Origin of the sequence: Dechloromonas sp. TW-R-39-2, assembly GCF_016864195.1 — a bacterium.
Lineage (GTDB): Bacteria > Pseudomonadota > Gammaproteobacteria > Burkholderiales > Rhodocyclaceae > Azonexus.
In genome coordinates this window covers 1,130,538-1,144,216 of sequence record NZ_CP045202.1, presented here as the reverse complement: position 1 = coordinate 1,144,216, position 13,679 = coordinate 1,130,538, and the positions used below count along the sequence as shown (strand labels likewise).

Annotated in this window: 11 protein-coding genes; 5 read left to right on the top strand and 6 right to left on the bottom strand. The window is 59.2% G+C overall.

The window, feature by feature from the left end:
* Positions 1-8: 8 nt before the first annotated feature.
* The 3 genes from GBK02_RS05575 to GBK02_RS05565 are packed head-to-tail and all read right to left on the bottom strand — an operon-like array spanning position 9 to position 3,513.
* Complete coding sequence (locus GBK02_RS05575; RefSeq protein ID WP_203468751.1) at positions 9-386, bottom strand: response regulator; 378 nt, start codon at positions 384-386, stop codon at positions 9-11.
* Positions 383-3,127 carry a response regulator gene (locus tag GBK02_RS05570; protein ID WP_203468750.1) on the bottom strand — a complete coding sequence of 915 codons (2,745 nt, stop codon included), beginning with the start codon at positions 3,125-3,127 and terminating at the stop codon, positions 383-385. Before GBK02_RS05570 ends, GBK02_RS05575 begins: the two co-directional genes overlap by 4 nt.
* Positions 3,124-3,513, bottom strand: coding sequence for a hypothetical protein (locus tag GBK02_RS05565; RefSeq protein ID WP_203468749.1), 390 nt, complete (start codon positions 3,511-3,513; stop codon positions 3,124-3,126). Before GBK02_RS05565 ends, GBK02_RS05570 begins: the two co-directional genes overlap by 4 nt.
* 164 nt (positions 3,514-3,677) lie before the next feature.
* On the opposite strand from GBK02_RS05565, the gene GBK02_RS05560 reads away from it, so the two are divergent.
* Positions 3,678-4,388: a response regulator transcription factor gene (locus GBK02_RS05560; RefSeq protein ID WP_203468748.1), complete on the top strand. Its 711-nt coding sequence runs from the start codon at positions 3,678-3,680 to the stop codon at positions 4,386-4,388.
* Between the two features lie 94 nt (positions 4,389-4,482).
* On the opposite strand, the gene GBK02_RS05555 is transcribed toward GBK02_RS05560, so the two are convergent.
* Positions 4,483-6,345, bottom strand: a complete 1,863-nt coding sequence (locus GBK02_RS05555) for a TolC family outer membrane protein (RefSeq protein WP_203468747.1) — start codon at positions 6,343-6,345, stop codon at positions 4,483-4,485.
* A 325-nt stretch (positions 6,346-6,670) separates the two neighbouring features.
* Between GBK02_RS05555 and GBK02_RS05550 the strand changes: the two genes are divergently transcribed.
* The 4 genes from GBK02_RS05550 (at position 6,671) to ppk2 (ending at position 11,330) form a co-directional block, all read left to right on the top strand.
* Positions 6,671-7,132 carry a PaaI family thioesterase gene (locus GBK02_RS05550; protein WP_203468746.1) on the top strand — a complete coding sequence of 154 codons (462 nt, stop codon included), beginning with the start codon at positions 6,671-6,673 and terminating at the stop codon, positions 7,130-7,132.
* A 119-nt stretch (positions 7,133-7,251) separates the two neighbouring features.
* A complete protein-coding gene (locus tag GBK02_RS05545; protein ID WP_203468745.1) occupies positions 7,252-9,603 on the top strand; it encodes a fatty acid cis/trans isomerase in 2,352 nt (783 codons plus the stop codon).
* Between the two features lie 86 nt (positions 9,604-9,689).
* Positions 9,690-10,145, top strand: a complete 456-nt coding sequence (locus tag GBK02_RS05540; protein WP_203469309.1) for a histidine phosphatase family protein — start codon at positions 9,690-9,692, stop codon at positions 10,143-10,145.
* 57 nt (positions 10,146-10,202) lie between these two features.
* Positions 10,203-11,330 carry a polyphosphate kinase 2 gene (gene ppk2 / locus GBK02_RS05535; protein WP_203468744.1) on the top strand — a complete coding sequence of 376 codons (1,128 nt, stop codon included), beginning with the start codon at positions 10,203-10,205 and terminating at the stop codon, positions 11,328-11,330.
* Here ppk2 and GBK02_RS05530 read toward each other — a convergent pair whose 3' ends face one another.
* Both GBK02_RS05530 and lpdA read right to left on the bottom strand, forming a co-directional pair.
* Positions 11,331-11,819 carry a thioesterase family protein gene (locus GBK02_RS05530; protein WP_203468743.1) on the bottom strand — a complete coding sequence of 163 codons (489 nt, stop codon included), beginning with the start codon at positions 11,817-11,819 and terminating at the stop codon, positions 11,331-11,333.
* An 84-nt stretch (positions 11,820-11,903) separates the two neighbouring features.
* Entirely contained in the window at positions 11,904-13,673 is a 1,770-nt protein-coding gene (lpdA, locus tag GBK02_RS05525) for a dihydrolipoyl dehydrogenase (RefSeq protein ID WP_203468742.1), read from the bottom strand.
* Between the last annotated feature and the right edge of the window lie 6 nt (positions 13,674-13,679).

The window sequence follows — 13,679 nt, the reverse complement described above, 5'->3', positions numbered from 1 at the left end:
AACGGCATTCAACCTGCGGTACTCAGCCGGTTCAGCAGGAGCCCCGCCAAAGCTTGCCATTGGACAGGCTTGGCAATATGTCCGAGAGCCATGCTCTCGGCGCGCGCCAGGAAATCGGGATCGCAATGGCTGGTAATCAGCATGATCGGGATGCTGCGGCCATGTGTTGCACGAATGGCCGCAGAGACTTCGAACCCGTCCATTCCGGGCATTTCGACATCAAGCAAAACCAGGTCGAACGTTCCGGCACGAAAAGCCGTCAGTGCGGCCAGCCCCTCTTCGACAACGGTTACGACAAAATCAGGCTCTGTCAGAGCAGCCTGCATCAACAGGCCGACGGTTGGATCATCGTCGGCCACCAACACGCGAAACGGCAAGCGACTCATGTTGCAACCTCCGCCAGCACCACATTCAATGCCACCTCAACCCGTCCCCACTCGGCACGCATGGCCTCGACGCGGGCAATAATCTCCGCCATCGATGCGTTATTGCCCAGCATTTCAATTTCACGACAGCGCTCGGCCAAACCGTTGGCGCCCACATTGAAACTGCTTGATTTGAGCGCATGGGCAGCCGAGATCAAAGTCGATGCGCTCTGCGCCTCAATCCCCTGCTCGAAACGCGCCAACTCTCGGGCCGCCCCCTTCAGATAAGCCTGGATCAGTTGCCGAATCAATACATCGGATTTGTCGGGCGACAGGGCTCGAATCTTGTCCAACGCAGAAGGATCAAGCGGCGGTTCGCGCTGCAACGGCACCGCCACAACCGGTGCCGGCGGCGCTGACTGGCGTCGCTCAACCGGCAGCCAGCGCTTCAGGACGGCGAGAATCTGCTCCCCGCTATAGGGCTTGGCCAGGTAATCATCCATACCCGCGGCAACGCAGCGTTCGCGATCTCCCTGCATGGCGTTGGCCGTCAGGGCGACGATGGGAATCCGACGTCCGGAGCCGATTTCCCGCTCACGCAGGGCCTGCGTTGCAGCAAAACCATCCAGCTCGGGCATCTGGCAATCCATCAGGACCAGATCGAAATTTTCGACCGCCATGAGATCGAGGGCCAGGCGCCCGTTGGCTGCCGTTCGCACCTCAAGCCCGGCGCGCTCCAGATGCGTGCAGGCAACAATCAGATTACTTTCGTTATCCTCGGCGACCAGCACCCGGCCACGCAAACGCTGGCGCTCGTTCCCTGAACCAGACACAGGCAGGGGACGGCGGCTGAGTGCCGCCTCAATCACGGCCAGCAATTCGCTTTCCCGCACCGGTTTGGCCAGACAAGCCGTGACATCGAGGCTGAGGCGCTCCTCCTCCGAAATACCGTCCGACGAAGCCGACAACAAGACAATCCGCATCAACGCAAAACGTGAATCCAGACGCACGGCACGAACCACATCGAGCCCCGAAAAATCAGGCATTTCCAGATCGATCAGCAGCAGACTGTAGGGCTCACCCGCATCGATGGCCGAGCGCATGCCGGAAAGAGCCTCCAGCCCGGAGGACGCATTGTCGACCTGGTAACCTTCGCGGCCGACCTGGGAGATAAGAATATTGCGGTGCGTCGAATGATCATCGACCACCAGCAGACGCGCCCCGCTCATTGCGGCTTCGGGCAAGGCGGCAGGAAGGATAGGCGCAGCCGCGACAGGCAGGCACAAATCGACACCAAAACATGATCCCTGGCCAAGCAAGCTGGTCAGCCTGAAACTTCCGCCCATCATTTCAACCAGGCGCCGACAAATAGCCAGCCCCAAACCTGTCCCGCCATATTTTCGCGTCGTTGAACCATCGGCCTGGGAGAAATGCTCGAATATCTTCTCCTGTGCCTCGGGAGCAATACCAATCCCCGTATCTGACACGGTCAACGTGAATTTCAGGTGTTTTTCTGTTTGCTCAGTCAAACTCAAGCGAAGGATCACCTCGCCACGCTCGGTAAACTTGACGGCATTGCTCAGCAAATTGGCCACAATCTGGCGCAGTCGCAACGAGTCTCCGCAAACAAACGGACCATCGCCCGGCGGCAGGTCGGCCAGCAATTCGAGCCCCTTCTTCCTGGCCCCCTGGGCAAACAACTCGATCGACTCTTCAAGCACTCGCCGCAGACTGAAATCTGCAGCCTCAAGCTCCAGCTTGCCCGATTCAATTTTTGAAAAGTCGAGAATGTCGTTGATGATGCCAAGCAGGTGCTTGCCGGAACGCTCAACGGCCTCGACGAATTTCCGCTGGCTGCTGTCGAGAGGCGTGTTGAGCAACAACTCGGTCATCCCGAGTACGCCATTCATCGGGGTGCGGATTTCATGGCTCATCGTTGCCAGAAATTCGCTTTTTGCACGACTCCCCGCCTCGGCGGCGTCCTTGGCGTGCCGCAATTCGCGCGTCCGCTGTTCGACCAATTGCTCCAGGCTGCCGAGATGGGCCGCCAGCCAGTGGTCGCGCTCCTGAATCTGCTCCAGCATGCTGTTGAAGCCATGGGCCAAAACATCGAACTCGGAGATTCCGGTGGCCATCGCCCGAATGTCAGGATGACCGGTCGACGCCTGCGTCATGCAACGGGTGAACTCCTGCAACGGAGCGATCAACCGGTCAAGCTCCCGGGCCTGGAGGCGCAGGGCAAGTAGCAGGGCAATCACGAAACTGACCAGGATAAGCGCCAGATACAGCAGCAATTCGTGATAAAAATCTTCCAGATCAAGGCTCAGGCCTATCCAGCCGACCTGTTGCCCGCCGAGCTGCGCGGGGGCCATGAAGTCAAGTTTCGACCAGCCAAATTTGTAACCTGCGGGTAAATGGATCAATGTCGGTATCGAGGAGTTCTCCCCGGCTTTTTTTTCGTCCGAGAACAATACGGAACGATCCTGCCGCAGCAAGACGACGGCAGTGACATCATGCAAGGTTCGCAGGGATGCAAACGCTGCACCGACCGCAACCTGATCATTGGCCGACAAGCCAGCTGCCAGTTGCTCATTCAGGTGCGAAACATATCGCCGACCATCATCAAGCGAGCGATGGAACCCGACACCGGCAGCCGCCAACAGTACGGCAACCGAAACAAAGGCAATCGCCACGGCCAGCATGCGTAAATTGATCCGCGCCAAACGGGCTCGCAACGAAAAATGTTTTTCCAGCAAACTCACACTGAACCTCCGGTATCGTGCGCCAGCGAAACCAATGCGGCGGAAGCTGTTTTCCATGTCCCCTTGAATTCATCAAGCAGAAGCTGGCGCAAGGCATCCAGGCCATGGGCTGGCTCACCCTTCAATACGGATGTCACGGCCAACTCCAGATCAGCCGCCCGCGAGGCCAGGCGAATCGCCCCCACATTGGCCGCAGCACTGCGCAATGCATGCACCTGCTTACGCTCCTGAATCAAATCGTCACCTGCCTCGTGCCAACACGCTTCCCAATCCGCAAAATGATCGACAAACAAAGCCAGGGCTTGCTGCCACAACGCTGGCTGACCGAGCATGCGGTCAACCGCAGCGGAGACATCAAAACCATCAAGTACATCGGGCATGGACATTGGATAACCAAAATGGAGAGGGAAGGAAAAGGGCGATAAACACCGAGCAGCCGATATTATTATTCAGTCAGGCACAAGCAGAGCAGCTTTAAGATTCGTAAAATATTCCTAATGCTTTTCGTTGCATTACAATTCGCCCTTTACTCTTGGCCAAATCGAGCATCATGCGTCAGACAGCGCTCATTGTTGAAGACGATCCTGGCACACGGCACGTCCTTCGGACCACCCTGGCCTCCGCAGGAATCGAATGCCTCTTTGCCGAAAATGGTGCTGCAATGTGGCGCCAGCTGGGTGAAAACCCGGACGTTATCATTCTCGACCTAAGCCTTCCCGACGCAGATGGCATGGAACTGCTTAGACAACTGAGGCAGCAATCCGAAATTCCCGTCTTGATTCACTCGACACGTTCCGATGAAATCGAACGCATCATTGGCATAGAAATCGGCGCCGATGATTTCATGCCCAAACCTTGCAATATGCGCGAACTGCTGGCTCGAGTCCGCGGCTTGCTGCGCCGCAGTCAGGCCCGCACTGCTCTACCGACGCGCAACGATGCACGGCATATCCGTTTCGGACAATGGACGCTGGATACAGCCTCACGCGAACTGATCAATCAGGACGGCCGCCCGACACCGATCGGTGTGCCTGGCTATGCCCTGCTCTCATCCTTTCTCGACCACCCATTCGAACCCCTCTCACGCGAACATCTCTCCCGGGTCCTGAAACGCGAGCACACCCCTTACGACCGGATCATTGACGTACACGTCAGCCAGATCCGACGCATTCTTGGCAAGCAAGCCGATGGCAGCAGCTTCATCAAGACATTGCGCCTGCAAGGCTATGTCTTCATCGCACCGGTTGAAACATCCCCCTGAGAATATTTTTTCGAAACAAAGAAAAGGCCACGCAACTGCGTGGCCTTTTCTTTGAAAGCATCCGGTTCCGAAGAAAATCAGAACCGGAAACGGATCACTTGACGGACTTGCACCCACCGGTGGTGCTACCGCCGCAAGGCACCGAGCTCTCCCGGTTGATCAACCACTTGCCGCCCACCAGAATCATTTCCAGGGCTTTCTGCGTCGTGTCGTTATAGCGGTTCGACTGATAGATCTGGCGGAAGCTGACCCGCGCACGATCGGCACCTTCCATCCGAACGTTAACATCCTGCAACTCAACATTGATGTGCTCACGCGTCGAGATCCGGCTGCGACGCAATTGCGCCCAGTCTTCCCGCGACAGCCCACCATCCGGCGTGAAGGTCGGGGCATAGAAGCCGCTGTAGGCGTTGTAGTCTTTTGCTGCCCAAGCGGCGGCCCAGCCCTTGACGCGCGAAAGGACTTCGCTGTCCGCCACAGGGGCTGCCACTGGCGAGGCTGCCGGGACGAAGGGGACCGGTTTGACTTGCAGTTGGGCCATCGCACGGGCATTCAGCGCTTCACGGTCCGGGACCGGTACGCCGGCGGTTTCGTTCGGGCAGAGTTCTGCCAGGTCGACCTGGGCGAGTTCTTTCGCTTCCGGGGTCGGCGTGTCGAGCTTTTGCAGGCCCAGGTGTTCGAGGAGCGTGCCCATGCCGGCGTAGGTCCGCAGGTAGGCGAGGCTCAGGTCGGAGTCTGCATTGACGGCGTTGCGACGCGCACTGAGCAACTCGTTTTCGGTGTCGAGCAGGTCGAGCAGGGTGCGCTGACCGACGTTGAACTGGTCGCGATAGGCGTCGCGGGTCTTTTCCAGCAGGCTGACTTGTGTGGCCAGGGCGGTGGCTTGTTCGCGCAGCCGGGCGACGTCGTTGTAGGCGATGGCCAGGGTTTGCCGGGTATCGCGGCAGGCTTTTTCCCGCAGGTCGAGCGAGAGGTTCTTGCGCTCGATGTATTGCTTTTCCCGGGCTCGGTCGGCGCCGCCGTTGAAGAGGTTGAAGCTGACGACGAGTTCGCCGACGGTGTAGTTCCGTTCGCCTTTGGCGCCCAGGTAGTTGTCGGTGCTGTCAGTTCGGGCGCGCAGGTCTAGTTTGGGGGAGTAGGCGGCGCGGCGGACGTCCAGTTCGCTTTGGGCAGCTTCGGTGTTCTCGACGGCGGCGAGCAGGGTCGGGTTTTTCTTGTACAGAACGTCCAGTGCGGCTTTCTGGCTGGCGGGCAAGCCGCTGCTGACCTGGCTGGGCGGTACGATCACGCTGGGTGGCTGGCTGTTCACGATGCGCTGGTAGCGGGCCGTGACGTCGTGCAAATTAGCCGTTTCGGTGGTCAGGTTGATTTCGGCCAGGGCCAGGCGGCTGCCGGCTTGTTCAAGGTCGACCCGACGACCAACGCCTGATTGTGTGCGACGCAGCAGTTGTTCGTGGGTCGCTTTGTGCTGGACGTAGTTGTCTTCGGCCAGATTGACCAGGAAGCGGTAGCGCAGCACATCAAGGTAGGCGCGCGAGGCTTCCAGGGCAACGGCTTCCGAGGCGTCCAGCAGTTCGTAGTAACGAACCAGCCGGGCCTTGTCCAGGCGGCGAACTTCGTTGCGCGTGGCAAAGCCGTCGAACAGGATCTGGTTCAGGCTCAGGCCGTAGCCGCTGCGCGTGTATTTGTTCGTCGTGCTGCTCGGCGCCTGTTCCAGGCTTTCCCGGCCGGTCCCGGCCGTGAAATCAACCCGCGGAAAGTAGCCGCCCCGGCCGACGCCGATTTCTTCTTCCGCTGCCTTGTAGTTGTGCCACTTCGACGTCACTTCAGGACTGTTCAGCACTGCCTTCTGCGCAATCTCCTTCAACGTCCCCTGTGCCTCCGAACTCGGCGCACTGTGGCCAAGGCTGGGAAAAACAACTGAAAGGAGCAGAACGAGAAATGCATTCGGTTTCATATATGCGGACAATCCAAAAAGTCTTCAATCGAGCCAAAGGGCCTTGAACGTACCAAACAGCTAAAACCCGTCGGCAAAGAGTCGTTCAGCTAACCCCGGATGGGCTATACAGGAGGCAGTATAGGGGAGCCAAGCGCCTCATTTGTAAGAAATAGTAAAGGGCGCATGGTAACACTTGTCATAAACTCAAACGCAGAGCACTCCCTTTCAAAACCTCGAAAATTGCGATTGTCAGAATCTGCATCTTTCCTGTCTGGCTTGGCAATGGGCACCTCAGGATGACTGACCTAGCATGCATCCGGATCAACAATGAACAGGATTACCCATGCAAGCCTTTCAGGAGTATTACCCCGAGAACGTCGCACACTGCTACGGCTGCGGCCGACTGAATCACGACGGCCATCAAATCAAGACAGTCTGGGAAGGCGACGAAACGGTAACCCGCTTCCAGCCACGTCCTGAACACACCGCCATTCCGGGGTTTGTCTATGGCGGCCTGCTGGCCTCGCTGATTGACTGCCATGGCACGGGAACCGCCGCCGCAGCGATGTACCGTGCGGAAAACAGGGCAATGGATAGCTTGCCGGCCTTTCGCTTTGTCACCGGTTCGCTGCAAGTCAGCTACCTGAAACCCACGCCGCTCGGCCCGCAACTGGAGATTCGCGGACGTATCAAGGAAATCAAGGGGCGCAAAGTGGTTGTCGAAGCTACGGTCTACGCGGAAGGCATCGCCACGGCACGCGGCGAAGTCATCGCCCTGCAAATGCCCGACACTTTTACGTCATGACCTGAAGCATCACCCCGGGAGGGTGCAGGGCAAGCAGCTGCCCTCCCCTCGCATCTTTACTTCCCGCGATGAAGAAAATAGACTTTTGAGCCACTTGAACATCGACTCGAAAATCAGCCATGCGCCGCCTGCTCACGTTGTTCATCGTTCTATTGTTGGCAGGCTGTGCCACCGTCGTTGCCCTGCAGCTTGAAGATCGCTACGGTCCGGCCGATCCGGCACGCTTTGACCTACGCCCAACAGGCGCTCCGGCCTCCGCGCCGGACTATCAAAAAGATATCCAGCCAATTCTCGATCAGCGCTGTGTCACTTGCCACGCCTGCTATGACGCCCCCTGCCAACTCAACTTGACCAGTTACGCCGGCCTGACCCGTGGCGCCAACCCGGAAGTCGTCTATGCCGCCGCCCGCCTACTTGCAGCCCAGCCAACGCGGCTCGGCATTGATGCACAAAGCAATGTCGAATGGCGGCAGATGGGCTTCTTCCCGGTCCTCAACGAACGCCAACCCAGCCTTGAAGCCAATCGTGAAGCGGGCGTCATGCACCGCTTGCTGACCCTGAAACAGGAAAACCCCGGCCCCCGGATCGGACCGCAGAATGATCCGGATATTGATTTTTCACTCGATCGCAGCGCTCAGTGCGTGGCCGCCGAGGGACTCGATCTCTACACCCGCAGCCATCCAACCCGCGGCATGCCCTTCGGCCTGCCACCAATCTCCAGCGCAGAACATCGTACGCTGACCCGCTGGATCGAAGCCGGCGCCCCTTATTCCCCACCACCCCCGGTGCCACAAGCGGTACAAACCCAGGTTGCCGACTGGGAAAGCTTTCTCAACGGGGACGACCTGAAGTCACGCCTGATGGCGCGCTATATCTTCGAGCATTGGTACATCGGGCATTTCCACTTTGATGAATGGCCCGGACATTTTTTCGAACTGGTCCGCAGCAGCACGCCACCCGGTCAGCCAATTCGCCTGATCGCCACCCGTCGACCGTACGACGACCCGGCGACCGATCGTGTGTATTACCGCCTGAAGCGCATGGAAGCCACCTCGGTGGCCAAAAAGCACATGCCGCTCAAACTCGACGCCGCACGCATGGCCCGTTTGCGCGAGTGGTTCATTACGGCGGATTACCCGGTTGTCGAACTCCCCGGTTATGCCCCGGAACAAGCATCGAATCCTTTTGTCACCTTCCGTTCGCTCCCGGTCGATGCCCGCTACCGTTTCATGCTCGACGAAGCCCAGTTCACGCTGATGGGCTTCATGAAAGGGCCGGTTTGTCGCGGACAAGTCGCTCTGAATGTGATCAACGATCATTTCTGGGTGGTCTTCGTTGCCCCGGACAGCAAGGAAACAAAGCTGATGAATGCCATGCTCGATGCCGCCACCCCAGCGCTACGCCTGCCAGCCGAACATGAAAGCACAGCCGGGCTCCTCGCATGGCGCCAGTATGCAAAACTCGAAAGCCAGTATCTCGAAACAAAAAGCAACATCCTGGCGCGCTCGGCAACACGCGAATTCCTGCCCAATGTCCGTAATCTGTGGGATGGTGACGGCAAGAACCCGAATGCCGCGCTAACCGTTTTCCGCCACTTCGACAGTGCCTCGGTTGTCCGCGGCCTGGCGGGAGAGCGCCCGCAAACCACCTTGCTCCTCGGCTACCCGCTGTTCGAACGGATGCATTACTTGCTGGTTGCCGGCTTCGATGTCTATGGCAACCTCGGCCATCAGGTTGCCACCCGGCTGTACATGGATTTCCTGCGCATGGAAGGCGAACAGAATTTCCTCACCCTGCTGCCGCTCAAGGCACGCCAACCGGTACTCGACCGCTGGTATCGCGGACGCAGCGAACCCCACATCCGGTATTTTGCCGATGCAACCAGTTACTTCCCCAAGGAAAGCGGCATGCGCTATCGCAGCAAATCGCCGCTCGACGAGCTGTACCAAATCCTGCAGCAACGCATGTCGGAGATTCGTGACAGCACGCTCGATTTCAAGGCCAGCGAATGGTCGGCGATTGCTCTGGGAGCACTTCGACAACTATCGGCAACGCACGGCATCGCGGCTTCCCACATGCCTGAAAACAGCCTGCTGGCGATCACTCAGAACGATGGCCGGCTTCATGTCGTATCGCTGATTCGCAACAGCGCACACAGCAACGTCGCCGAACTTTTCAGGGAGGCGACGCGGCGCTTGCCGCAAGAAGATACGCTGCTTGCACTCGATGGCGTGGTCGGCGCCTATCCGAACGCCATTTTTGCGGTCGACGCATCGGAACTGTCATTTTTCAGCCAGGCAGTTGCCGGCCTGTCGAGTAATGAAGACTTGGTTCGCCTGACCGAACGCTTCGGCATTCGCCGGACCGATCCGCGCTTCTGGCCATTGAGCGACGCCATTCATGCCGACTGGCGCCAGAGAACGCCCAATGAGGCAGCCATTCTTGATTACAGCCGACTCGAAAATAACTGACCGGGACAGCGGGCACCAGCGATGAAATATCCCCGTAACATGAAACCTTCATCATGCGGCCTTTGACCCAGAGTACGAGCACGACCATGGATTTGTTGTTGTGGCGCCACGCTGAAGCGGAGGATGGCGAAGAAGACATGAAACGCCGGCTCACCGAGCGCGGCGAAAAGCAGGCCCGGTTGATGGCCGCGTGGATTCACGCCCACCAACCGAAGGATTTGCGCATCATCGTCAGCCCGTCGGTCCGCACTCAGCAAACAGCCGAAGCGCTCAAACTGCCTTTCGAAACCCACCGCAAGATCGGTCCGGAAGCCTGTGTATCCGAATTGATTGCCGCCTCGGGCTGGCCCAATGCCAATGGCTCGGTGCTGATCATCGGCCACCAGCCTTCACTCGGCCGCATGGCATCGCTACTGCTCGCCGGCCATGAAGCCGAATGGACGATCAAGAAAGGCGCCTTGTGGTGGCTCAGCAACCGCGTTCGACGCGGTGAAACGCAAACCGTTCTGCGCGCTGTACTCCCGGCAGAATTACTGGACTAGACAAGCGCCCCGCTTAGGCGTGAAATGAACCTTTTCCCATTAACGTCAGGAGAGGGCATGGTCACTACAAAAAAAACAAGTACGAAACCGCTGGTCGCAACGACTGCGACCGCGCCGAAAAAACCGGCAGCACGCCAGGTCAAGGCCAGGCCGGCCAACCTGGGTGACCGCCCGCCCAGCCTGAGTCAGTCGGGTATCGAATCCTTCACCGTGAAAGCTGCGGTCGACGGCGCCCAGGAGTCAAAACTCGGCGCCATGCGCGACGTCATCGCCGGCATGCCGCCGGAAGAATCCGCCGCACTGCTCAAAAACCTGCTCAAGCAGCAAGGCATCCTGACCGGCGAGCAACCGACAACGCCGGATGAAGAACTGGCCAAGGACTGGCGCGACGGCGGCTATCCGTACAAAAACCTGATGCAGCGCCGCAACTATGAGCGGCAGAAATACCGCCTGCAGGTCGAGTTGCTCAAGTTGCAAGCGTGGGTCAAGGAAACCGGGCAGAAGGTCGTCATCCTGTTCGAAGGCCGCGATGCAGCCGGCAAGGGCGGCACCATCAAGCGCTTCATGGAACACCTGAACCCACGCGGCGCACGTGTCGTCGCACTGGAAAAACCGAGCGAAATCGAACGCGGCCAATGGTACTTCCAGCGTTACGTGCAGCACCTGCCGACCAACGGCGAAATCGTGCTATTCGACCGCTCGTGGTACAACCGCTCCGGTGTCGAACGGGTAATGGGTTTCTGCTCCGACCAGGAATACGCCGAATTTGTCCGTCAGGCGCCGGAATTCGAGCGTATGCTGGCGCGCAACGGCACCCATCTGATCAAGTTCTGGTTCTCGGTCAGCCGAGAAGAGCAACGTCGTCGTTTCGGCGAACGCAAGGTACATCCGCTCAAGCAGTGGAAGTTGTCGCCGATCGACATGGCCTCACTCGACAAATGGGACGACTACACCAAGGCCAAGGAAGCGATGTTCTTCCATACCGATACCGCCGATGCGCCGTGGACGGTGATCAAGTCGAATTGCAAGAAGCGCGCACGACTCAACGCCATGCGCTATGTCCTGCACAAACTGCCTTACACCAACAAGGATACGGACCGGATCGGCAATCTCGACCCGCTGATCGTCGGCCGCGCCAACGTGGTGTATGAACGTGGCGAACAGCAGGGGCTGCCGATTCTGTAACTAGCTGATGACGTAGGAGGCGCAGCCGGTTGCAATCAACTGACCGGCATCGTTCTCCAGGGTCATCTGGACCGAAGCAATACGGCCGCCGAGACGGGTAATCCGTCCGGTGGCCGTAAATTTTTTACCGATCCCCTGATGCAGATAATCGGTTCGTAGATCGATGGTACCGATCCGGCCAAAACGATGACCGACCTGTTCGGTTGTTTCGCTGTTGAATTTTTCGGCGATGGCGACCGTTGCCGCCAGGCCGCCGACGGTGTCGAGCACCGTGGCAATTACGCCGCCGTGCAGGCGCCCATGCAGGAAGTGCCCGATCAGGTCGGGGCGCATGGCAAAACTGATTTTCGGGGCTGCCGGATCGAGCGATTCGACCTTGAAGCCGAGCAGTTCGTTGAAACAGAGCTTATGTTCGAAAACATCGCGCAGCGTAGCCTCAAGGCGGGCTTGCTCTTCAGGAGAGCGACGGGGAAGCGGAATGGAAGTCATCGCCGGTTTTTAGCATAAAAAAGGGCGACGGTGTCACCGTCGCCCAAACCGAACGCCTTGCGGCGCAGAGAAGAACCGTAAAAACTATTTCTTGCGTGGCGCCGGCACGTCGGTACAAGTACCGTGCGCCACTTCGGCCGCCATGCCCACTGTTTCGCCCAGCGTCGGGTGCGGGTGAATGGTTTTGCCGATATCGACCGAGTCGCAACCCATTTCAATGGCCAGACAAACTTCGCCGATCATGTCGCCGGCGTTCGGGCCGACAATCGCCCCGCCGATGACGCGATGCGTTTCGGCATCGAAGATCAGCTTGGTAAAGCCGTAATCGGCACCATTGGCGATGGCGCGGCCAGAGGCTGCCCACGGGAACTTGGCGGACTCGACCTTGCGGCCTTCCTTCTTGGCCTGTTCCTCGGTATAGCCAACCCATGCCACTTCCGGATGGGTGTAGGCAACGCCCGGGATCACGGTCGCGTCGAAAGCGGCCTTGTGACCAGCCGCCACTTCGGCCGCGACGTGGGCTTCATGCACGGCTTTGTGCGCCAGCATCGGGTTGCCGACGACGTCGCCGATGGCGAAGATGTGCGGCACATTGGTCCGCATCTGGGCATCGACATTGATGAAGCCACGGTCAGTAACCGCAACGCCCGCCTTGTCGGCACCGATCTTCTTGCCATTCGGCGCGCGGCCGGCGGCTTGCAGGATCATGTCGTACTTGACCGGCTCGGACGACACGCCTTCGCCTTCGAACGTCACGTAAAGACCGTCTTCCTTGGCGTCGACCGCGACAGTCTTGGTTTTCAGCATGATCTTGTCGAAGCGATGCGTATTCTGCTTTTCCCAGACCTTGACGGCATCGCGATCAGGGCCTTGCATCAGGCCATCCATCATTTCGACGACATCGACCTTGGCGCCCAGCGTCGAGTAGACGGTGGCCATTTCCAGGCCGATGATGCCGCCGCCGATGACCAGCATCTTCTGCGGCACGAAACGCAGTTCGAGCGCGCCGGTCGAATCGACAATGCGCGGGTCCTTCGGGATGAAAGGCAGATGCACCGCAGCTGAACCGGCAGCAATGATGCACTTCTGGAACTTGATGACCTTCTTGCTACCGGTCTTGTCCTGCCCCGTACCTTCGGTGACTTCAACCTCGATGTGGTGCGGGTCGAGGAAGGTGCCGAAACCGCGCACGATGTCGACCTTGCGACCCTTGGCCATACCGGCCAGACCGCCGGTCAGCTTGCCGACAACCTTGTCCTTGTGGGCGCGCAGCTTGTCGATATCGACTTGCGGCGCGGCGAAGGTAACGCCGAGATCGTTGGCATGCTCTGCCTCCTCGATCACCGCAGCAACGTGCAGCAGCGCCTTGGACGGGATGCAGCCAACGTTCAGGCAGACACCGCCGAGGGTGGCGTAACGCTCGACGATCACGGTCTTCATCCCGAGGTCGGCCGAGCGGAAAGCGGCCGAATAGCCACCGGGGCCGGCGCCGAGGACGAGCATCTCGCACTCGATGTCGGCACCGCCGGCATGGCTGCCGGCGACCGGAGCCGCCACCGGCGCAGCAGCCGGAGCCGGTGCTGCAGCCTGCGGGGCTGGCGCGGCAGCCGCCGCGCCGGTTTCCACCTTGATCAGCAGCGCGCCTTCGGCCACCTTGGCACCCAACTGGACCAGCACTTCCTTGACCACGCCTTCGACCGGGCTCGGCACATCCATCGTCGCCTTGTCGGATTCCAGCGTGACGATCGCATCGTCGACCTTGATGCTGTCGCCAACCTTGACGAACAGCTCGATGACCGGCACTTCGGCGAAATCGCCGATATCCGGCACTTTGACTTCAATGAGTTGGCTCATCGCTTT

Excerpts from the sequence above, each read along its gene's own strand:
- GBK02_RS05575 (WP_203468751.1), bottom strand. The coding sequence starts at position 386 with ATGAGTCGCTTGCCGTTTCGCGTGTTGGTGGCCGACGATGATCCAACC.
- GBK02_RS05565 (WP_203468749.1), bottom strand. The coding sequence starts at position 3,513 with ATGTCCATGCCCGATGTACTTGATGGTTTTGATGTCTCCGCTGCGGTT.
- GBK02_RS05560 (WP_203468748.1), top strand. The coding sequence starts at position 3,678 with ATGCGTCAGACAGCGCTCATTGTTGAAGACGATCCTGGCACACGGCAC.
- GBK02_RS05555 (WP_203468747.1), bottom strand. The coding sequence starts at position 6,345 with ATGAAACCGAATGCATTTCTCGTTCTGCTCCTTTCAGTTGTTTTTCCC.
- GBK02_RS05550 (WP_203468746.1), top strand. The coding sequence starts at position 6,671 with ATGCAAGCCTTTCAGGAGTATTACCCCGAGAACGTCGCACACTGCTAC.
- GBK02_RS05545 (WP_203468745.1), top strand. The coding sequence starts at position 7,252 with ATGCGCCGCCTGCTCACGTTGTTCATCGTTCTATTGTTGGCAGGCTGT.
- GBK02_RS05540 (WP_203469309.1), top strand. The coding sequence starts at position 9,690 with ATGGATTTGTTGTTGTGGCGCCACGCTGAAGCGGAGGATGGCGAAGAA.
- ppk2 (WP_203468744.1), top strand. The coding sequence starts at position 10,203 with ATGGTCACTACAAAAAAAACAAGTACGAAACCGCTGGTCGCAACGACT.
- GBK02_RS05530 (WP_203468743.1), bottom strand. The coding sequence starts at position 11,819 with ATGACTTCCATTCCGCTTCCCCGTCGCTCTCCTGAAGAGCAAGCCCGC.
- lpdA (WP_203468742.1), bottom strand. The coding sequence starts at position 13,673 with ATGAGCCAACTCATTGAAGTCAAAGTGCCGGATATCGGCGATTTCGCC.